Source organism: Burkholderia sp. MSMB1589WGS (assembly GCF_001636105.1).
GTDB lineage: Bacteria > Pseudomonadota > Gammaproteobacteria > Burkholderiales > Burkholderiaceae > Burkholderia > Burkholderia humptydooensis.
On record NZ_LNJT01000008.1, the window covers coordinates 2,448,280 to 2,469,233 of the forward strand.

Here is a 20,954-nt window from a genome sequence, read left to right on the forward strand (position 1 = left end):
AGCGAAGCGGGTTGCGACGAAGCGGGGCGGCGCGCGTTATCGACGCGTTCGTGCGGGTGGCCGGCGCAAGCCCGTTGCCAGCGTGAACGACCCTAGACCGGAATCGCGCCGCCGCGCAGCCGGATCGCGACGCGCACGAGCCGGATCAGCGCGCCCGACAGCAGCGCGAGCGCGAGCGGCAGATCGCGGCGGCGGATGTCGAGCAGCAGCACGATCCGCACGTCGTCGCTCTCGTTCCAGACTTCGTGCTCGAACGTGTCGTCCCAGAGCAGGAACTGGCCGTCGTGCAGCCGGTAGTCGCGGCCGTCGATCTTCAGCACGGCGGCGGGCGTGCCGTTCGCGCGCATCGGCATCGACAGCACCAGATAGCCGCGCAGGATGCCGCGAAACGGCCCGCGATGCGGCGGGATGTGCTTGCCGGGCGCGAGGAACGAGAACGATGCGGACAGCACGTCGGGCGACGCCGCGAGGATCGACGCGACCGTCGGGCAGCGCTCGATGTTTTGCGGGAAGCGCACGCCGTATGCCTGCATGATGAACATCCGCCAGTCGCGCGCGTCGTTTGCGGAGATCGCCGCCTGCTCGCGCATGATCTCGTGGAAGCGCGGAATCCGGCTCAGGTCGCGCGACACCGCGAGCGCCTCGTCGCGGATCGCGCGCCATGCGCGCGTGAAGCGCGCGGCGTCCGGGAACAGCGCGGCCGTGTCCAGCACGGCGTCGCAGCGCAGCCGTCGATCGTAGAGGGCGCGCAGCTTGCGCGCGCCGAAATCATAGAGGGCAGCCATATCCGAGCGTTCGTGGCCGATGCGTCGTGCGCGGCCGGTCGTTCGGTCGCTCGTTCGCGCGCCCGGCGGCACGCGGGCGCGAAATCGAGGACCGGATTCTTATAACGATAGTCGCAAACGCGGCAGGATGCGCGTCCGTCGGCGGCGCGTGTCGCGCGGATGCCGCAGGACGGGGCGCCGCGGGCCCGCGTGGAACCGGTTCGGCGCGCCCGTCCGCGCCGCAACGCGGGCGGGCAGCGCGGCTTACCGTCGACCGTCGTCGGGTGGCGGCTTATCGCCGGTCGTCCTCAATGTAGCCGCGGATCACGTCGGCGAAGCTCGCGTCGCCTTCAAGGCCGAGCGATTGCGCGCGCGACGTGTCCCACCGGCCAGGCCAGCTTCCGACGATCCGCGCGATCCGCTCGTCCGGCTCGCGGCGTATCCGCGCGACCGCGTCGGCGCCCGCGACTTCGCGCAGCGCGTCGATCATCTCGTCGACCGTCACGGAGATTCCCGGCAGGTTGATCACGCGCCGGTTGCCGAGCGTCGCGCCGTCGAGCTCGCAGCCGGCGACGAGCGCGTCGATCGCGCGGCGCGGCGACAGCAGCCACAGCCGCGTGTCGCCCGGCACCGGGCACACGGCTTCCTCGCCGTTCAGCGGCTCGCGGATGATGCCGCTCGCGAACGACGAAGCCGCCGCGTTCGGCCGGCCCGGCCGCACGCTGATCGTCGGCAGCCGCAGCACGCGGCCGTCGACGAAGCCGCGGCGCGCGTAGTCCGACAGCAGCCGCTCGGCGATCGCCTTCTGCGCGCCGTACGACGATTGCGGATCGAGCGCGGTGTCGTCCTGTACGACGTCGGGCAGCGCGCCGCCGTACACCGCGACGGAGCTCGTGAACACGACGCGCGGCTGGTGGCCGCGCGCGCGGCACACGTCGAGCAGCAGGCGCGACGCGTCGAGGTTGATCCGCATCCCGAGGTCGAAATCGGCTTCCGCCTGGCCGCTGACGATCGCCGCGAGATGGAAGATCGCGTGCGTGCGCGCGTCGATCGCGGCATCGAGCACGGCGCGCTCGGCGATGTCGCCGACGATCGTCGTCACGCGCGGATCGCCGAAGTCATGGGCCTTGACGACGTCGAGCAGCACGATCTCGCCGATGCGCGCCGGCGCGCCGTTCGGGCCGGCCAGCTCGCCGCGCGCGAGCAGCCGTTTCGCGAGACGCTGGCCGAGAAAGCCTGCGCCGCCAGTGATGAGAACCTTCATCGCAATGTGCCTCGTGAGAATGCGGGATTACAGATACGGCGCGAGCCAGCCGAGACCCTCGGACGTGCCAGCCTTTGGCCGGTACTCGCAGCCGATCCAGCCGTCGTAGCCGAGTGAGTCGATCAGCCCGAACAGATACGGATAGTGGATTTCGCCGATATCAGGCTCGTGCCGCTGCGGCACGCCGGCGATCTGGATGTGGCCGATGCCCGCGATGTCGCGCTCGAGCTTCGTCGCCAGATCGCCTTCGACGATCTGGCAGTGATAGCAGTCGAACTGCACCAACAGGTTCGGCGCGCCGACTTCGCGGCAGATCGCCTGCGCGTCGTCCTGGCGGGTGAGGAAGAACCCCGGCATGTCGCGCGGGTTGATCGGCTCGATGACGATCGTCACGTTCTGCGCACTCGCCGCCTGGGCCGCGTGCGCGAGGTTGCGCAGATACACGTCGCGGTGCCGCGCGCGATCCTGCGTCGGCGCGATCAGGCCCGCCATCACGTGGATCTTGTCGTTGCCGATTACGCGCGCGTAGCCGAGCGCGGTGTCGATCGCGCGCCTGAACTCGTCCTCGCGGCCCGGCAGCGACGCGATGCCGCGCTCGCCCGCCGCCCAGTCGCCGGGCGGCGCGTTGAAGAGCGCCTGCACGAGGCCGTTCGCGTCGAGGCGCGACTTCAGCTCGGCGGCAGGGAAGTCATACGGGAACAGGTACTCGACCGCCTTGAAGCCGTCGCGTGCCGCGGCGGCGAAGCGGTCGAGGAACGCGTGCTCGTTGTACATCATCGTGAGGTTGGCGGCGAAGCGTGGCATGGCGTCGGTTCCAGGTCCGGAGGTTGAGAGAGGGGCGGCGAGCCGCCCCGCCGACAATCGATTATCGGTTGACGAGCTTCGCCGGTGTGAGCCACACGGCGATCGCACCGATCACGAGCATCGCGGCGAGCACGTACATGCCGGTCGACGTGCTGCTCGTCGCGTCCTTCAGATAGCCGATCAGGTAGGGGCTCGCGAAGCCGGCGAGGTTGCCGATCGAGTTGATGATCGCGATGCCGGCGGCCGCGCCCGTGCCCGCGAGGAATGCGGTGGGCAGCGACCAGAAGAGCGGCGCGCAGGTCAGCACGCCGCCCGCGGCGATCGACAGGAACAGGATCGACACGGCGGTGTTGTGCGAGTACGCGGCGGCCACCGAGAAGCCGACGGCGCCCATCGCCGCGGGCACGATCAGGTGCCAGCGGCGCTCGCGGCGACGGTCCGCGCTGTGGCCGAACAGGTTCATCGCAATGATCGCGAAGGCGAACGGAATCGCGCTCAGCAGGCCGATCTGCAGCGCATCGGTGATGCCCGTCGATTTGACGAGCGTCGGCATCCAGAACGTGAGCCCGTACTGGCCGGTGACGAACGTGAAATAGATCAGCGACATCCACCACATCCGCGGATCGCGCAGCACGGCGGCGAGCGAGTGCGCGTGCTTGTCGCGCTCGTGCGGCTGCGCTTCGATCTCGTCGGTCAGCAGCTTTTTCTCGCGCTCCGTGAGCCACTTCGCGCCGCGGATGTTGTTGTCGAGATAGAGGATCGTCGCGATGCCGATCGCGATTGCGGGCGCCGCCTCGATCACGAACATCCACTGCCAGCCGTGAAAGCCCGAGCCGCCGTGGAACCGCTGCATGATCCAGCCGGACAGCGGATTGCCGAAGATGCCCGACACCGGAATCGCCGACATGAACACCGCGATGATCTTCGCGCGGCGATGCGTCGGGAACCAGTACGTGAGGTACAGGATCACGCCCGGATAGAAGCCCGCTTCCGCGAGGCCGAGCAGGAAGCGCAGCACGTAGAACTGCGTCGGCGTCTTCACGAACGCGAAGACCGCGGACAGCAGCCCCCATGTGATCATGATCCGCGCGATCCAGATGCGCGCGCCGAGCCGGTGCATCAGCATGTTGCTCGGCAGCTCGAACAGGAAGTAGCCGAGAAAGAAGATCCCCGCGCCGAGGCCGAACACGGTCTCGCTGAAGGCGAGATCCTGCGACATCTGCAGCTTCGCGAAGCCGACGTTCACGCGGTCCAGGTACGCGACCACATAGCAGAGCATCAGGAACGGCACGATGCGCCAGAACACTTTCTTGTACGTGAGGTCGAGCTCGGCCTGTCCGGCCGCCTCGAGCGGCCGGGCCGCGGCTGCTTGGCTGGGAATCATTTCCGCTGTCTCCTTGGTTGTCGACGCCGGCCGCCTGTGGCGCGGCCGTGCGCTGTGTCGTGTGCTGGTGAATGGCCCGCGCACACGGCGGGCAGGACTGCGTTACCAGCGCGCGCCGAACGCGTCGCGCAATTCGGCCAGCGCGGGCTCGCCGAGCGGCTCGGGTTTCGGATTCGTCATCAGCCAGAGGCGCGCGGTCTCCTCGAGCTCCTCGAGCGTGTACGACGCGTGCGCGACCGACGGGCCCCAGACGACTGGGCCGAGCCGCTCGAGCAGCACGCCGCGCACGCGATCGGCGAGCGCCGCGACTTCGGCGGCCACTGCGGGGTCGCCCGGCCGGCGATAACGAATGAGCGGAATGTGGCCGACCTTCATCACGTAGTACGGCGTGATCGGCGGCAGCACGTCGGCGTCGCGCCAGACGCCCGCGAGCGTGAGCGCGACGAGGTGCGTCGAATGCGTATGGACGACGCCGCGCGCTTGCGCGTTGTGCGCGTAGATGCCGCGATGCAGCGCGAGCGTCTTCGACGGCTTGCCGCCCGACACGGCGTTGCCCGCGCGATCGACCTTCGCGATGCCGGCCGGGTCGAGGCGGCCGAGGCACGCGTCGGTCGGCGTGATCAGCCAGCCGTCGTCGAGCCTCGCGCTGATGTTGCCCGCGCTGCCGACCGCATGGCCGCGCGCGTAAAGGCTCGCGCCGATCTCGCAGATCTCGTCGCGCAGCTTCGCTTCGGCGGGGCTCATGCGGCGCCCTCCAGCGCGCGCAGCGCCTTCTCGAAGAAGTCGGTCGCGCCGAAGTTGCCGGATTTGAGCGCGAGGCCGAGCGGTTGCGCGCCGGTCGTCCCACAGGGACTTCCTTCGGTCGCCCCACAGGGACTTCCTTCGGGCGTCGCGGTGGCGGGCACGCCGGGATCGATCTGCTCGCCGATCCGCAGCGCCTTCACGTCGAGCGCCTGCACGACGGCGCCGGACGTTTCGCCGCCCGCAACGACGAACTTGCGCACGCCCATCTCGCGCAGCCCGCGCGCGATCGCGGCGAGCGTCGCCTCGACCAGGTGGCCGGCGGCTTCGGCGCCGAGCGCCTGCTGCACCTGCTTCACTTCGTCGGGCGCGGCGGTTGCGTAGATCAGCACCGGCTGCGGCAGATGCGCGCGTGCGAACGCGAGCGCCTGCTCGACGACGGGCTCGCCGCGCGCGGCCGCGAGCGGATCGATCCGGAACGCGGGGCGCTCGACGCGCCACGCGTCGACCTGCGCGTTGGTCGCCTTCGACGCGCTGCCGGCGAGCACTGCCGCAGCGCCGTCGATCTTCGGCAGCACGGCCGCGTCGCTGCGCTCGGGCAACAGCTCGCCGAGCCGGAAGTTCGACGGCAGGCCGAGCGCGACGCCCGAGCCGCCCGTGATGAGGGGCAGGTCCGCGCACGCCTCGCCAAGCACGTACAGGTCGTGATCGGTCAGCGCGTCCGCGATCGCGATCCGGACACCGTCGCGACGCAGCGTGTCGATCGTCTCGCGCACGGCGGACGTGCCGAGCGCGATCGCGTCATGGCGAATCAGCCCGACCTTCGACGCCGTCTGCCGCTGCAGCACGCGCACGAGGTTCGCGTCCTTCATCGGCGTGAGCGGATGGCGCTCCATCCCGGATTCGTTGAGCAGCGCGTCGCCGACGAACAGGTGGCCGCGATAGACGGTGCGGCCGTTCTCGGGGAACGCGGGGCACGCGATCGTGAACGCGCGCTCGCCGCCGAGCGCGTCGAGCAGCGCATCGGCGACGGGGCCGATGTTGCCCGCGTCGGTCGAATCGAACGTCGAGCAGTATTTGAAGAAGAACTGGCGGCAGCCCTGCGCGCGCAGCCAGGCGAGTGCGGCGAGCGATTGCGCGACCGCGTCGGCGGCGGGGATCGTGCGAGACTTCAGCGCGACGACGATCGCATCGGCCTCGACGGGCGCGCCGGCGGCCGGCACGCCGATCATCTGCACGGTGCGCATGCCGCTCTTGACGAGCATGTTCGCGAGATCGGTCGCGCCGGTGAAATCGTCGGCGATGCAGCCGAGCAGGGGGCGAAAGGCTTGATCGGGGCTCATGGCGGGCAACTCCGGTGAATCAGCGGCGCGCCGGCAGCGTGATGCCGGGGAAGGTCCGGATGACGGCCGAGTCGTCCTCGCCGCCGTGGCCCGCGCTCGACGCGCTCATGAACATCTGGTGCGCGGCCGCCGACAGCGGCAGCGGGAATTTGCTGCGGCGCGCGGTGTCGAGCACGAGGCCGAGATCCTTCACGAAGATGTCGACGGCCGACAGCGGCGTGTAGTCGCCGTTCAGGATGTGCGGCACGCGGTTCTCGAACATCCACGAATTGCCGGCGCTGTGCGTGATCACGTCGTACAGCGCGTCGGGATCGACGCCTTCGCGCAGGCCGAGCGCCATCGCCTCGGCGGCGGCCGCGATGTGCACGCCGGCCAGCAACTGATTGATGATCTTCACCTTCGAGCCCGCGCCGTGCGCGTCGCCGAGCCGGTAGACCTTGCCCGCGATCGCGGCGAGCACGTCGTCGCACGCCGCGTATGCGGCGGCGGGGCCCGACGTCATCATCGTCATCTCGCCCGACGCCGCGCGCGCGGCGCCGCCCGACACGGGCGCATCGAGCATCAGCAGGCCGGCCGCCGCGAGCCGCGCGCCGAGCCGGGCCGCGAACTCCGGCGCGACCGTCGCGCTCGAGATCACGACGCCGCCGCGCGGCATCGCGGCCGCGGCGCCTTGCTCGCCGAACAGCACCGCATCGGTCTGCTCCGCGTTGACGACGAGCGTGATCACGACGTCGCACTGCGCGCCGAGCCCGGCGGGCGTCGCGCAGCGCACGCCGCCTTCGGCGGCGAATGCGGCGAGCACGTTCTCGCGCACGTCGCATGCGTGCACGCGAAAGCCCGCGCGCAGCAGCGAGCGCGCGACACCCAGGCCCATCGCGCCCAGCCCGATGACTCCAACCTTTCGTGACATGGTCAAACCTTCTCGTCGATTCGTTCGGGAGGCGATCCGCGCGCGCCGTGCGGGCGCGCGCGGATCGCGGATCAGCAAATGCCGGCTTGCTCGAGACGGCGCGCCGCGTTGTACATGTGCGCGCGGGCCGCGTTGCGGGCCGCGGACGGGTCGCGCGCGCGGATCGCGTCGGCGATCGCCGCGTGCTCCTCGCGCACCTGCCGCGAGAAGTCCTCGCGGGTCGCCTCGTTGCCGCGCGTGACCTTCACGCCCGCTTCGAGGTACTGGTTCAGGAAGCTCAGCGTCTTCAGGAAATACGGATTGCCGGTGACGCTCGCGATCGTCCGGTGGAACGCGACGTCCTCCGCGACGCCGTCGCGGCCTTCGGCCACCGCGCCGTCGATTTTCGCGAGCGCGGCGTCGATGTCCTCCATGTCCTCGTCGGTATGGCAGAGCGCGGCTTCGGCGGCCACTTCGGCCTCGATCGCGCGGCGCACCGCGAGCAGATGCGGCAGCGAGCTCGCCTCGACCGCCTCCGCGTAATCGATCCGCAGCGGCCGGATCGCCGCGTGCCGCGCGATGTAGACGCCGCTGCCCTGGCGCGGCTCGACGACGCCCTCGTTCTTCAGGCGCGAGATCGCCTCGCGGATCACCGTGCGGCTCACGCCGAACTCCTGCGCGAGCACCGCTTCGGTCGGCAGCTTGCCGGTGGCGGCGAAGCTGCCGATCTCGATCTGCTTCAGAAGCTGCTGGGCGACCGTGTCGCTCATCGCCCGGGTCGGGATTTTTTCGAACATGGCGGAAGTTTTGTCATGTGATGTGGTCATCATACAACTTGGATTCGAGGTGAGCATCCGGGATAACCCTTGAGGGCGGGCTTTGGCGAAACGGCTTGAGGGCAGCCAGAATAGAAGTTTTCCGCCGCCCGGAACGGGCCGCCCGCTGGCGGTCCGGCGCTTGCCGGGCGCTTCACGCGAGGCCGACTGCATGACGCCGCCGATCAAGCTGGTGCTGTTCGACATGGAGGGCGTGCTGTCGACTTACGACCGCGCCGCCCGCACCGCGCGCCTCGCCGACCTGACGGGGCGGCCGCCCGGCGCGGTGCGCCACGCGATCTGGGAATCGGGCCTCGAAGCGCGCGCCGACGCGGGGCTCATCGGCGTCGACCAATACCTGAGCGAGCTGGCCGAACTGCTCGGCGCGCCGGTGAGCCGCGACGACTGGCTGATCGCGCGCAGGGCGTCGATCACGCCGAACCTGGACGTCGTCGCGCTGGCCGAGCGCGTTGCGCAGCACAGCCGGATCGCGGTGCTGACGAACAACTGCAGGCTTGTCACCGATTACATCGATTATCTGAATCCGCCTGTTGCGCGCGTGTTCGGCGCGGACGTTTATCCGTCGGCGACGTTCGGCGCGGCGAAGCCGGATGCGCAGGCTTATCTCGGCTGCGTCGGGTGGCTCGGCGCGGCGGCGGACGAGACGCTCTTCATCGATGACGCCGATGCGAACGTCGAGGGCGCGGTGAGAGCGGGGCTGCTGGGGTGCAAGTTCGTGGGCGCGGACGCATTGGCCGACGAGTTGGCGCGGCGGCGGCTGATTTAGATGGTTTTTGGATTGTTTAAACTCAAATCATATTTATTCCCATTGGAGCGAGATCAATCATGTCGAACATCCCTCCGGAATTGCTGAAGGCAGCCGATATCGAGGCGATGGAAGAGGTGCGCTCGGTTCACGTGCTGAACGGGAATGCGGTCCGCCTGAAGAAGCCGCTCAGCGACAAGACCGGAATCACGCAGTTCGGGTTTCTTATCATCACGCTGATGCCGGGGCATGAGTCGTCCGAGTGCCATCGGCATCTTTATGAAGAGGAATGCTTGTACATCCTGTCCGGGTATGGGGAGGCGACGCTCGGGGAGCGGACTTATCCGGTCGGGCCGGGGGATTTTCTGGGGTTTGCGCGGCGCGGGCCGGCGCATGTGTTGAAGAACTCGGGGGATGTGCCGCTCGTGTTCATCGCCGCGGGGCAGCGGTTGGAGCATGATGTCTGTGAGTATCCGCGGCTCGGGAAGCGGCTTTTCGTGGCGGGGGAGATGGAAGGGTATGTGGATTTGGAGGGGGGAGCAGCGTGACCATCTCGTTAAATCTGACAGGCTCAGAGGGGCACCGGAAATCCGATCGACCCGGTCTCGTAAGAGAAGTCGCCAACCCTTTTAGCGCACCCGATCTGCTTCAAGCCCCCCGCTACCGCACGATCTTCCCCAACGCCGCAATCTCGTCGCTCGCCAGCTTCTGCATCGCTTCCACCTGCGCGAGCGCCTCCTGAAGCGTCTTCTGCCGCGCGGCGGCCGCTGCGTTCGTTTCATCGACCTGTTTCTTCAGCAGCGGATCGCCGTCGAGCATTCGTTTCGCGACGTTCGTGCCGAGCGCGTCGGCGATCGCGGCCTGATCGGCCGCGAGCGTGTCGGACGCGCCGCGCACGCGCTGCGCGACGGCCCGAAACCCCGCGTCGATTCCGGCCGCGAACGTCTCGAACGTGTTGCCGGAAATCGGCTGCGCATCCGCGCTCGGGCCGGCCGCGCCGCCCACCGCGCCGGCTGCCCCCGCCGCGCCGGCCAAGCCGGGCGCATCCGGCACGAGCAGCGCGGTGCCGGGCCGAATGCTGCCGACGTCCACGTGCGGATTGAGCGCCTTCAGGCGCTCGAGCGCCGACGCGCTCGCGGTCTGCGCGCCGCCGAGCTGCGCGGCGACGGCCTTCAGGTCAGTGTCCTGCTGGATGACGATGACGCGCATGATGTCGGGCTCCCGTGGCCGTCAGCCGATGAGATTGAGCGGCCCCATCTCGGGCCGCAGCGGCGCGGCGATGTTCCGCGTCGTGATGTTGCCGATCGCGGTGACGAGCGCCTTCGGGTTCGGCACGCTGATCGACTCCTGTCCGCCGCTTACGCGGTTCGCGTTGACGATCGCCGCCGGCGCGCTCAGCCGCACCGCGCTGCCGGCGCTCGCGCGCAGCTCGCAGCGGTTCTCGCCGAACAGCACGTCGCCGCTCGCGGTCACGTCGACGGCGGGCGTGCGCCCGCGCGCGACGAACACGTTGCCGAGCACCGACGCGCTCGCGCCCGGCGCCGCCACGGCCGCGCCCGTGGCCGGATCGACGGCCGTGCCCGCGTTCACCGCGCTCACGAACGCCTGGTCGCCCGAGAGCACCAGCGTGCGCCGCGCGTCCACGCGCAGCGCGGTGAAGCGCGCGAGGCGCGACAGCGCGTCGTTGCCGTCGAGCTGCGGTTCGTCGATGCTGAGCGCGAACCACGCGGTGTCGCTGCGTGTGTCGTTGAACTGCGCGTCGCGCTCGACGTGGTTGTGGTGCACCTCGGCCTGGCTGTACGGCGCGCGAATCGAGATGCCCGCCGCCGTGCCGCCGAAGTTCTCGAGCGGCCCGACTTCGACGATTTCGTTGCCGCCGATGCGCGGCCGCTGCACCGAGTACGTGACGATGCCGGCGATCAGCGGCGCGGCCGTCGCGTCGAGCCCGATCCTGCGCAGCGTGTTGCCGGCCACCGTCGCGGCTGCGGCGCGCGTGACGCCGATGCCGATCGTCGTCGCGGCGCCCGCAGCAACCGTGGCGGCCGCGGCGCCGGCGGCGGCGGTCGCATCGGCGCGCCCGCCGATGTCGCGCAACTGGTTGTTCTCGATCGACACCGCGGCGGCGCTGGCGGCGCCCGTCATCACGATGCCGTTGCCGCATTGCTCGACGACGTTGAGCTTGACGAGCAGGTTTCGCACCGGCGCGTCGACGGATACGCCCGCGTCCGGGAAGCCGTCGATCTGGTTGGCGAGCACGTGCGCGGCATCGAGCCCGCTCTCGTCGGCGCCCGCCGTCAGCGCGATGCCCGCGCCCGCGAGCGCGCGGTTCGCGTCGGGCGTCGCGTGCAGCCGGTTGTCGGCGATCCACGCGCCGCCGAGCGCGCAGCGGATGCCGGGGCCGCGCGCGTCGACGTGGTTGCCGGTCATCCGCACGCTCGCGCCCGGAAGCGCGGAGCCGAGCGTGGAGAGCCCGGCGTCGCGCGTGCCGATCACGTGGTTGCCCGCGACGCAGGTGTCATACGCATGCGCGACGGCGCCGTCGAGCCGGACCGCCGCGCCGCTGCACAGGAACACGTTATCGCAGATGCGCAGCGCGGCCGCGAGCAGCATTTTCGGAGCCTGCTCGTCGGCGTCGTCGAGCGCGCGCACGCCGTCGGTCGCGAGCAGCAGGCTGTTCTCGATGCTCGCGTCGAGCACCGCGCCGCTCAGCGCGACGGCCGCGCCGTGGAAGTCGCTGTTGCCGAACACGGCCACCGCGAGCTCGCGCAGCGCGAGGCCGAACGCCGTGCGCACGCTGATCGCCGACGCGCGGCCGAGCGAGAACACCGTGAGCGCGCTGAGCGCGATCGCTGCGCTGCGCTCGATGACGAACGCGGTGCCGGGCGCGGCGATCGTCGTCGCCGGCCCCTGTCCCGCGATGCGGATCGAGCGCGCGCCGCTGATCCGCACGGGCTCCTTCAGCGCGTACTGGCCCGCGTGCAGGCAGACGGTGCCGCCCGTGTCGCGCACCTTGTCGACGGCGGCCTGGATCGTCAACTGGCCGCTCGCGTGCGATTCCGGGCTCACGCACTGCGTGCAGCCGCAGCCCTGTCCGCCGCCTTGCGGCGGCCACGGATGGCGGCAGTCGGTGACGGTGCCCGCGCCGGCATCCCAGATGCCGAGCCGCGCGAAATGATGATGGACGCCGCGCGGCGTCGCGCGATCGAGGCGTTCGACCGACGCGTCGGCCGTGCGCGCGGCGAACACCCAGTAGTCGCCCGCCTTGAGGCCCGCCGCGCCGGTGGAGTCGAACGCGACGGTGACGCCGTTTTCGAGCAGCAGCGACGTGCCGGCCGCCGGCACCTTGATCGCGCCCGTCGAGCCGGCCGCGTCGAGGTCCTGCACCTGCACCGGCTTGCCGCTCGGATCGGTGCGGAACACGAGGCCTTTCTGGTCCCAGCGGCGCACGCGCAGGTTGCGTGCGGCGGGGAACGCGCTGTCCGGGAAGTTCGCGGGCAGCATCGCGGCGGGCAGCGCGGGCGCGAACGTGATCCGCTGCGACGCGTCGTCCACCGTGACGCGCCGCAATTCGCCGGCCGCTTGCGAGAACTCGCGCACGTCGTCAACGATCTCGACCCAGTCGCCGGTGTTCACGCGCAGCACGTCGTCGCGGCCGAGCGTCGCGAGCTCCAGCTCGGTGCCCGACACGACGCTCGCGACGCGGCTGCCGACGCTCGCGTTCTCGCGCGACCACTTGAACGTCGCGCCCGCGCCGGGCAGGCCGGGGGCGTGGATCTCGACGCGATAGAGCTGGTTCTCGAGCCCGCGGTAGCCGCCCGTCGGCGGCAGCTCGCACGGATCGTCGCTCGGCGCGACGTCGAAGGTGTCCGTGCTCAGCACGCCCGTCGACGGCGCGATCGTCGCGGCCCAGCCGGGCACGTCGGCGTCGGCGGTGCCGCAGGTCGTGGCCGCGCCCGCGTCGTCGGCGAGCACGCGCACCTGCCACACCGTCTGCACGCGCGAGCTGCTCTCGACGCCGACCGCGGGCTCGACGAGGTCCGGCTGCTCGAGATGCGTGAGCTCGCGGTTCCATACGTCGAGATAGACGAGATGCCGGCCCGCCGCCGGCAGCGCGGGCGGGCCGGGCAGGTACGGCTGCGCGCCGTACGCGAGCGGATCGGCGAACGCCGGCTCGGCCATCAGGTCGTCGTACGCGCGCTTCGCCGGATCGGCGCTCGCCGCGCCGTGGTTCTCGGCGAGCAGCCCGTCGACGTAGAGCCGGCCCCGGCCGATCTGCAGCGCGCCGGCGAGCACGGTGATCCTGAACGCGTCCGGCGTCGTCGACGACACGCTCGCGCGGCCGAGCGTGTCGGACGCGAGCGCGCGCAGCCGGCGGTCGACGATCGCGACGAGCTCGTTCGCGTCCGCGTCGAGCAGCACGCCGCCTTGCTTCAGCTCGACGCCGGCGTAGTCGAAGAGCGGGTTCTGACGCACTCTGGAGAAGTCGGCTCCCATGGTGTTCTCCGCATCAAGTCACATAAAAGAGGCCTGCATGCAGCCCGAAACGCAGGTATTCGTCGAGCCGGAGCCGCAGATTCGTCTCGCGCTGCGGCTGGAACAGCGCATGCAGCGCGCCCATTTCACCGCCGTCGTCCGCGCCTTCGCGGATCGCGCGATCGGTCGCGCGGCGCAACTGCATGTAGGCGGGCTCGCCGTAGCGCAGCGACGCGAAATGCGGCAGCGCGTCCGGATGCGCGTCGTCGGGCACGCAGCGGTAGCGGCGCGGCGCGATCGAGCCGCGCGGCACGTAGCTGAAGCGCACGCAGCCTTCCTGCCGGCGCTCGGCGTCGACGCGGCCCGCGAACAGGCAGTTCGACGCGAGCGACAGCAGCCGCGCGTGCAGCGTGCCGAGCACGGTGCTGTCGGTGATCCGCAGCTCGCCGCCCGGCTGGCCGGCGGCGTCGGCCGCGTACGCGGCGTGCGTCGCGGCGCCCGCGTCGACGATGCTGTCGGTGATCGTCGCCTGCGCGCCGGCCACGATCCGCAGCGCGCCGACGATGCAGCGCTCGAGCGTCACCGTCGCGAACGGATGCTCGACGACGAGGCTCGGCGCGCCCGGCGACGCGGCGCGGCCGTCGGGCGCGAGCGCGAGGCCCGGCACGAGCGTGCAGTCGCGCAGCACGAGCTCGCGCGGCTCGTCGTCGGGCGCGGCCGCGAGATGCAGCGCGCCGCCGCTGATCACGAGCCCGTCGAGCACGAGCCGCCCGCGCGCGCCGATCGCGAGCGCGATGTCGCCGCTCGCAGCCAAGAGCGGCCGCGCGCCGCTCTTCGCGGCGACGACGACCTGATGGCCCGGCGCGCCCGCGGCGAGCGCCGGATCGACCTTGAACGCGGGCGTTTGCGCGTAAGTGAGGCTGTCTTCGACGAGCAGCCTGCCGCCCGCCGAGATCGCGTCGAGCCGCGGCTGCAGCGCCGCGCCGCCGCTGGCCGTGCGCTGGGCCGCGAGATCGCCGCCGTCGGGCGCGCGCGCGTATTCGCCGCCGCCGATCTCGCGCGCCTGCGCGTAGCGGAACGTCGCGGCGAGCGGCCCGTCGCCCGCGCTGCCGAGCAGCACGCGGCCGCGCTCCGGATCGATGCCGATCGTGCCCGCGGCGAGCGATGCCTCGTGGTTCCAGCCGGTCACGTTGCCGCCGCTGTCGACGATGTCGCGCAGGTCGGCGATGCGGATCGCGGCGACCGGCACCGGCGTGCCGTCCGGCTTCGACAGCAGCAGGCTGCGGCCGGCGCCGTAATCGTCGAGCCGGCCCGCGCGCTCGGCGAGCGCGAGCGCGCGCACGCGCAGCGCGTCGGGCACGTCGAGCGGCCCGGCGAGACGATCGGTGTCCGCTTCCGTGCGCGCCTGACGGAACAGGCGCAGATCGGCGCCGAGCGGATTCACGCGGAACTTGCGCTTCGACGCGTCGCCCGGATGCGGCGTCAGCGGCACCGCGGTGAGCGGCAGCGGTTCCAGCCGCCACAGGAAGAGCGCGACGTTCGGAATGTTGTAGCGGCCCGCGCCGCTCTCGGGGCGGCGCATCTCGGCGAGATGCGCGACCGCGTCGAACGCGGTGTCCCGCCGCAGCATCCGGCCGGGGTCGCGCACGGGCGGCGTCGCGGGCGCGTCGAGCCGCACGTGCTTCATGTACTGCGACGTCGCGAGCCGCTCGAAGCATTCGAGCGCGTGCGCGGGCCAAGCGGTGACGTCGCGCGCGAGCGTTTCGAGCGCGAGCGCCGTGCCCTTGCGGCGGCGCATCCGGATCGTGTTCGCGACCTCGGCGCGCGGCGACGCGATGCGCGGCGCGACGCCGTGCAGCGGCCGATAGCCGACGATGTCGCCGATGTACGGCGCGACCCAGTCGGCGCAGGTCTCGATGAACTGGTCGTCGTAGAGCTGGTCGAGGTTCTCCTCCAGCGCGGCGAATTCGTGCGCGAACGCGGCGAGCAGCGCGTACAGCGGCTTGCCGCGGGTTTCGTCGCGCAGCCGGTAGACGGCGGGCAGCAGCGCATACAGGCGCTCGGCGGTGAGACTCACGGCATCACCTCCAGTTGGTCGAACGGGGCGGGGTCGAGCGTCAGCAGTTCGGCGGGCAGCGCGATGCCGTCCTGCACGCGCGCCGTCGCGGCGAGCAGCCGCGTCTGCTTCGCGGGCGCCGCGCCGCGATAGAGCCGCGTGACGTCGACCGCGACGACGCCGGGCACGCGTTGCGCGACGGCGATCAGCCCGGAGAGCTGCACCGGCTGCGCGAGCTCGCGCGCATCGAACGAGCACGCCGCGCGCAACGCCGCTTCGACGGCGGCGAGCACTTGCGGCGCGTCGTAATCCGGATCGCGCTTGATCGCGAGGCCGAGCCTGAACGTGACGAGCGCCGCGCCGAGCAGCCGCACGCTCACGTGCGGATCGCCGCTCGCCACGAGCGCCGCGAGCAGGTGGCGCCAGACGGTGCTCGACGGCGACAGCGCCGCGCCGTCGGGGCCCGCGATCGTGATCGCGATCGTCGCGCCGTGCGGCAGCGGCAGCACGCGCGCCTGCGCCTTCGCGACGCCGCTGAACGCGCGCGCGTAATCCTCGTAGTCGACGAGCGACACCGCGCGGCCGAGCGTGCGCGTCGCGAGCGGCATGTTGCGCCGCGCGGCGTCCGCGCTCTCGGGATCGGTGCCGCCTTCGGCCGCGCGCGGATTGCCGACGCTCCTCACGCCGAGCGGGCGGCTCATCAGTTGCGTGAGCGTGTCGGCGCGGACGTTGCCCGCCGCGCCGAGGCCCTTGCGGTAGCTCGCCCGCACGTTGTTCACGCCGCTCGGCAGCCGCGCGCCGCGCAGGCCGTCGCCGAACGCGACGAACGTGCGGCCCTGCTCGTCGGTGTTCAGCGCATAGGCGCGCTCGGCCGCGCCCGCGCCGAACAGCGTCGCGCGCTCGTGCCACGCGACATCGCCGATCCGCACGGCGAGCGCGGCCGCCGCGCCGATCTCGTTGGCCGCCGCGCGATAGGTGAGCGGGGCCTGCTTCAGCTCGAACCGCTGGAACGCCTGCGACGCGTCGCCCGCGCCCAGCACCTGCGCGACCGTCTCGCCGTGCGACGCGAGCGCGACGTTGCCGTGCACGACGACGCTGTCGCGCGCGAGCGCATCGGCGAGCGGCGGCGCGATTTCCAGGATGCAGCGCGCGCCGTCGATCCGGTGCGCGGCGACGAGCGTCGCGTGCACGACGACTTTCGCGCCGTCGCGCACGCGCGTGCCGAGCACGACGAGCCGGCGGCCGGGCAGCAGGCCGTCGGCGCTCGCGGCAACCGGCACGCGCGCGCCGCCGACGTCGCCCGTCACAGGATGGTCGGCCGGATCGAGCGGCTCGGACTGCACGAACACGGCCGTGTCGCGCACGTGCCATTTGAAGCGCGCGTAGTTCGCGCCGCGCAGCGCGAGCCGCGTGACCTTGCCCGACAGCGCGAACTCGGCGCGCGACACGTCGTCGGCGGCGTCGATCGCGAACAGTTCGACGAAGCCGCGCGCCCGCGCGCCCGTGCGCGAGAAGCGCGCGCCCGTCGCGGCGGCGGCGGCGGGGTCGATCGCACCCGCGCCGGCGAGGCCGCCACCGCCCGCGCGCAGGATGTCGCGCGCGGCGCCGGCCGTGACGCGCCACCCGCCGGAGCCGGCGGCCGCGCCCGTCGACGGCGCGGCGCGGTGGTAGTCGCCGAGCGCGAGCACCGCATAGCGGCCGGTCCTGCCCGGCACGGCCTGCGCGGCGACGGCGTCGAGATCGACGCTCCCGTCGCCCGCCGGCGACAGCACGAAGTTCGGCCAGTCGCCGCGATCCTTGCGGCCGCCCAGGTAGCCGGTGCGGAAGTCGCCGCTCATGCTGCGCCACATCGGCGCGTTGTGCCCGAACACCGCCGCGCGCTTGCGCAGCGCATACAACCGCGCGTGGGCCGGCATCTCGCCCAGGCCGTGCGTCCAGCCGATCCGCGTGCGGTCGTGGTCCGCATCGAGCGCGACGTCGTCGAGAATCCGGAAGTCCCAATGGCGGCTCGCCGGATCGCGGTCGAATTCGTCGCCGACGAACAGCACCGCGTCGCCCGGCCTCAGGTCGTTGCGCACGCCGGCCAGATACGCGATCGTGTCGCCGCGCCTCGGCCGTCTCGGCCGCGCCATCCACGGCCGCATCGCGTTCCATTCGGGGCGCGCGTCGACCGCCTCGAGCGTCTCGAACGTCTGCGGCGTCTCGTTCGGGCCGGGCACGCTCTGCACCTTCAGGCCCGCGTCGAGCGTCACGCGCGACGGCACGCCGGTCACGAAGCTGCCCGGCTCCGGCGCGAGCGTCGGCGGCGGCGCGGGCGGTGTGTCGAGCGCGAACGCGAGCCACGTCTCGGCAGCCACGCCGGGGCGCAGCCGGTAGCCGATCAGCTTGCTCATCTCCTGCAGCGATACGCGCTCGGTCGCGGTGCGCAGATACGATTCGTTCGCGATGCGCTCCTGGTAGAACGTGAGCACGTCGGCCGCGCAGGCGAACGCGTCGATCAGGCCGATCGTGAAGTCGTCGTCGTCGCGCGTGCGCAGCGCATGCAGCGCCGGCAGCGCCGCCTGCGACAGCGCCGCGTGCAGGCTGTCGCGGAACTGCGCGTGGTCGCCGATCCGGTACGCGATCGCCGACAATCCGTCGCGGTTCGCGAGCCCCTGCGGGGTGTCGGCCGCCGTGCCCGCGCAACAGCCGCAGCATTCGCTGCCGGGCGGTTGCGGGCTCGCCCGCGGCTTCGGCTCGGGTAGGGGGAGCGGGTTCATTTGCCGCCTCCGGCAGAGATCGCGAGCCGCCCGCGCTCGGGGAAGTTCGGATCGTTGGCGAGTTGCGCGATCTCCAGCGCGCCGATCGCGACGACGCCCTGGTCGAGCGTGGTCGGATCGGGGTGGATCAGGCGCTGGAAGGTGTCCGCCCGCACCGCGTCAACGCCCTCGACGGCCTGCGCGGCGGCGACGATGCGGCTCAGGTACACGTCCTGCGCGAACGTGAAGTTGTCCGGATGGAACACGCCGAGCGTGCCGTCGGCGAGCACGCCGCTCGACAGCGCGCGCTGCACCGCGTGCAGCACGTCGGCGCGGAAATAGCCGGGATTCACGCAGACGTGCAGCGCGACGTCGAGCGGCACGTAGATCGGCGCGTTCACGTCGAGGTCATAGCCGGCCATCCGGAAGCGTTCCAGATGGCGGCGCAACTGCGTCCTGAACGCCGCGTCGACGTCGCTGCCGCCCGAGCGGTCCGCGGTGACGAACACCGTGTGCCAGCTTCCGGTCCAGCGCAGCGTCGCGGCGGCGCGCGGCACGTCGGCGCGCAGCTCGGCGGCGGCCGCGTAGTCGGCCGGCGTGACCGCGCGCTGCTGCGTGCGGAACGCCTGCGGCGCGTCGCGGCGCGCGGCCTCGATGCTCTCCGGCTCGACGCCGCCCGCCGCCGGCAGCGGATTGCGCAGCGCGGCGAACACGCCGCTCGCGTGCGTGACGACGTGCGCGATCGCTTCCGCGCCGACGTTGCCCGCCGTGCCGTTGCCGACGCGGTACGTCGCGCGCAACGACGTGCCCGGATCGGGCCGCTTGCCGTTCGCGCCGTCGCCGAAGCGCACGCGCGCGCGCGCGTCGTCCTCGATCTCGACGACGAAATCGGCCGCCGTGGCCGCGCTGTCGAGCAGGTCGCGCTGGGCGGTCCACGGCTGCGACGCGCCGTCGACGAGCGCGATGCGCGGCGTCGCGTCGCGCGGCCGCGCGGACAGCAGCGCGCTTGCCGGCCACCATGCGGCGTTTGGCGCGATCGTCACGTCGAGCATCGCGGCGAGATCGAAGCCGTGCGTGAGCGGCGCTTGCGCGAGCGCCGGGCGAAAGCGCGGCGGCACGGGCTGCGGCGCCGCGCGATCGCAGCAGCCGGCGGGCGCGGCGGGCGCGAGCGTGAGCGCAGTGTCGGCCGGCACCGCGCCGATCGCCTCGCCGGCGATCGTGCGGCCGTGATCGGCGAGCACGACGTTGCCGCGCGCGACGCTCACGTCGAGCCCCGGCCGCTCATGCACCGAGATGCACAGCGGGAACGGCAGCGCATCGGCCGCGTCCCACGCGAGTTCGGTGATGTCGAGCGGCGCGTCGACGGGCGGCTCGTCGAACAGGCGCCCGGACGGATCGGTCGTTTGCGTCGCCTGCGTGAGCCGCACGATCCAGCGGTGCGTGCGGTCCGCATCGTCGGCGGCGAACGTGGTCGGGCTCACGACTTCCTCGAACATCAGGAAATCGCCCGCCTTCAGCGGCGGATGGCCGCGCAGCGTCGCGCGCGTCGCGCCGCGCGTCATGCAGCACGCGGCGTCGCCCCAGGTGTAGAGCGGCAGCGTGTTCAGCCTGTCGTCGAGCGTCGCGTCGCGCGCGGTCTCGAACACGAGCGCGCCGGCGTCGAGCGCGTCGGCGAGCGCGCGGCTGTCGGGCGCGACTTCGGTCGCGAGCGCGGGCACGCGCGTGAGCAATGGCGTGCCGGCCGGCAGCGGCACGCCGCGGCCGACGACGCCGACGTGCACGAACGCGCGCGCATTGCAGCCCTCGTGCAGCAGATAGTCGACGAGCCGCGCGTGGCGGCGCACCGACACGCGCCGCCGCGCCGTGGCGAGATACGCTTCGTTCGCGATCGCGTCCTGCCGGTACGACAGGTTGTCGGCCGCGTATGCGAGCAGCTCGACGAGCATCACGCCGAGATCCGCGGCCGAGCGCTCGGTCCAGCCGGGCGCGAGCAGGCTCAGCCGGTCGAGCATCAGCCGGCGCAAGCCGTCGTAGTCCTTCGCGAGATAGTCGATGTCGGGCTGCGCGCGCGGCGTGGGCGGGCACGCGCGCGGCGCCGCGCAGTCGAAATCCGACCGGCATTCGACCTTGAACGAGAACGCGATGCGCGCGAGCCGCGGATCGAAGCCGGCGGGCGGATCGTTCGCGCCCGTGTTCGCGACGATCGACAGCGTGTAGCGCGAATGGTCGCCGCTGCCGTCGGTGCGCACGACGAGCGTGCGCGGCAGGTCGTCGACGGTGTCGACGAGGCCCGCCTCGGCCTGCGGCGGCAGCGCGTTCGCCGGCGCGCACCATTCGATGCCGACGGTGCGGATGCGCTCGCCGCCGTCGATGCGCAGGTTCTGCGGCTTGAGCGTGAAGCCCGCGCGCAGCAGCCGCACGAACAGCGTGCGCTGGCGTTTCACGCCGGGCGGCGCCGCGCGGTCGAGCACCTCGACGAACTCGATCGCGTTCGCCGAGCCGCTCGTGCGCAGCACGTCCAGGCGCCGGGCGTCGCAGCAGTGGAACATCATGATGCCGCTCCCGGCGCGGTGAAGCGCGCGCTGTGCGTGCTGCGATCGAGCAGCACCGTGTAGCGGAGCTCGACGCGCAGCGCGCCGTCGTCGTTGAGCACGTCGACCGACTGCACGGCGACGAGCCCCGCGAGGTACTGCTGCAGCGCGGCCTGCACGAGCATCTGCGTGGTCGCCGCGAGCGTCGTGCTGTTCGGCTCGAACACGAGCGCGAGCAGCCCGCTGCCGAAGTCCGGCCGCATCACGCGCTCGCCGGGCGCGGTGAAGAGCACCTGCTCGATCAGGTCGCGGATGTGATCGTCGCGCGCGGCGGCCGCGGTGCGGCCGAGCGCGTCGAAACGGTACGGGAAGGCGAGATCGGTCAT

General features: G+C 71.9%; 16 protein-coding genes. 2 read left to right on the plus strand and 14 right to left on the minus strand.

Annotation, left to right across the window (positions count from 1 at the left end):
• Positions 1-92: 92 nt before the first annotated feature.
• From WT16_RS27980 to WT16_RS28015, 8 genes are all read right to left on the minus strand, one after another.
• Positions 93-785, minus strand: coding sequence for an aspartyl/asparaginyl beta-hydroxylase domain-containing protein (locus tag WT16_RS27980; protein WP_063534719.1), 693 nt, complete (start codon positions 783-785; stop codon positions 93-95).
• A gap of 271 nt (positions 786-1,056) precedes the next feature.
• Positions 1,057-2,028, minus strand: coding sequence for a D-erythronate dehydrogenase (denD, locus tag WT16_RS27985; RefSeq protein WP_063534720.1), 972 nt, complete (start codon positions 2,026-2,028; stop codon positions 1,057-1,059).
• Positions 2,029-2,055: 27 nt separating this feature from the next.
• A complete protein-coding gene (gene otnI / locus WT16_RS27990) occupies positions 2,056-2,832 on the minus strand; it encodes a 2-oxo-tetronate isomerase (RefSeq protein WP_015603788.1) in 777 nt (258 codons plus the stop codon).
• Positions 2,833-2,893: 61 nt separating this feature from the next.
• Positions 2,894-4,216 carry an MFS transporter gene (locus tag WT16_RS27995; RefSeq protein WP_009915291.1) on the minus strand — a complete coding sequence of 441 codons (1,323 nt, stop codon included), beginning with the start codon at positions 4,214-4,216 and terminating at the stop codon, positions 2,894-2,896.
• A 102-nt stretch (positions 4,217-4,318) separates the two neighbouring features.
• Positions 4,319-4,960, minus strand: a complete 642-nt coding sequence (locus WT16_RS28000; RefSeq protein WP_006028798.1) for an aldolase — start codon at positions 4,958-4,960, stop codon at positions 4,319-4,321.
• On the minus strand, positions 4,957-6,300 hold the full coding sequence (otnK, locus tag WT16_RS28005) for a 3-oxo-tetronate kinase (RefSeq protein ID WP_063534721.1): 1,344 nt from the start codon (positions 6,298-6,300) through the stop codon (positions 4,957-4,959). The genes WT16_RS28000 and otnK overlap by 4 nt, the downstream gene beginning before the upstream one ends.
• A 19-nt stretch (positions 6,301-6,319) precedes the next feature.
• Positions 6,320-7,216, minus strand: coding sequence for an L-threonate dehydrogenase (ltnD, locus tag WT16_RS28010; RefSeq protein WP_331457918.1), 897 nt, complete (start codon positions 7,214-7,216; stop codon positions 6,320-6,322).
• A 65-nt stretch (positions 7,217-7,281) separates the two neighbouring features.
• Entirely contained in the window at positions 7,282-7,986 is a 705-nt protein-coding gene (locus WT16_RS28015; protein WP_009915287.1) for an FCD domain-containing protein, read from the minus strand.
• A gap of 190 nt (positions 7,987-8,176) precedes the next feature.
• Here WT16_RS28015 and WT16_RS28020 point away from each other — a divergent pair, with 190 nt between their 5' ends.
• Positions 8,177-8,791, plus strand: coding sequence for an HAD family phosphatase (locus WT16_RS28020; RefSeq protein WP_063534722.1), 615 nt, complete (start codon positions 8,177-8,179; stop codon positions 8,789-8,791).
• Positions 8,792-8,850: 59 nt separating this feature from the next.
• Complete coding sequence (locus WT16_RS28025; protein ID WP_006028793.1) at positions 8,851-9,318, plus strand: cupin domain-containing protein; 468 nt, start codon at positions 8,851-8,853, stop codon at positions 9,316-9,318.
• A 112-nt stretch (positions 9,319-9,430) separates the two neighbouring features.
• On the opposite strand, the gene WT16_RS28030 is transcribed toward WT16_RS28025, so the two are convergent.
• The 6 genes from WT16_RS28030 to WT16_RS28055 are packed head-to-tail and all read right to left on the minus strand — an operon-like array spanning position 9,431 to position 20,954.
• Positions 9,431-9,979: a hypothetical protein gene (locus WT16_RS28030; RefSeq protein ID WP_063534723.1), complete on the minus strand. Its 549-nt coding sequence runs from the start codon at positions 9,977-9,979 to the stop codon at positions 9,431-9,433.
• 21 nt (positions 9,980-10,000) lie between these two features.
• Positions 10,001-13,264 (minus strand): DUF6519 domain-containing protein, encoded by a 3,264-nt coding sequence (locus WT16_RS28035; protein ID WP_063534724.1) that lies wholly within the window; start codon positions 13,262-13,264, stop codon positions 10,001-10,003.
• Positions 13,265-13,277: 13 nt separating this feature from the next.
• A complete protein-coding gene (locus WT16_RS28040) occupies positions 13,278-15,320 on the minus strand; it encodes a hypothetical protein (RefSeq protein ID WP_063534725.1) in 2,043 nt (680 codons plus the stop codon).
• A complete protein-coding gene (locus WT16_RS28045; protein WP_063534726.1) occupies positions 15,317-18,058 on the minus strand; it encodes a putative baseplate assembly protein in 2,742 nt (913 codons plus the stop codon). The genes WT16_RS28040 and WT16_RS28045 overlap by 4 nt, the downstream gene beginning before the upstream one ends.
• Positions 18,055-20,589, minus strand: coding sequence for a putative baseplate assembly protein (locus tag WT16_RS28050; RefSeq protein WP_015603224.1), 2,535 nt, complete (start codon positions 20,587-20,589; stop codon positions 18,055-18,057). Before WT16_RS28050 ends, WT16_RS28045 begins: the two co-directional genes overlap by 4 nt.
• Positions 20,586-20,954: a GPW/gp25 family protein gene (locus WT16_RS28055; protein WP_006028787.1), complete on the minus strand. Its 369-nt coding sequence runs from the start codon at positions 20,952-20,954 to the stop codon at positions 20,586-20,588. The genes WT16_RS28050 and WT16_RS28055 overlap by 4 nt, the downstream gene beginning before the upstream one ends.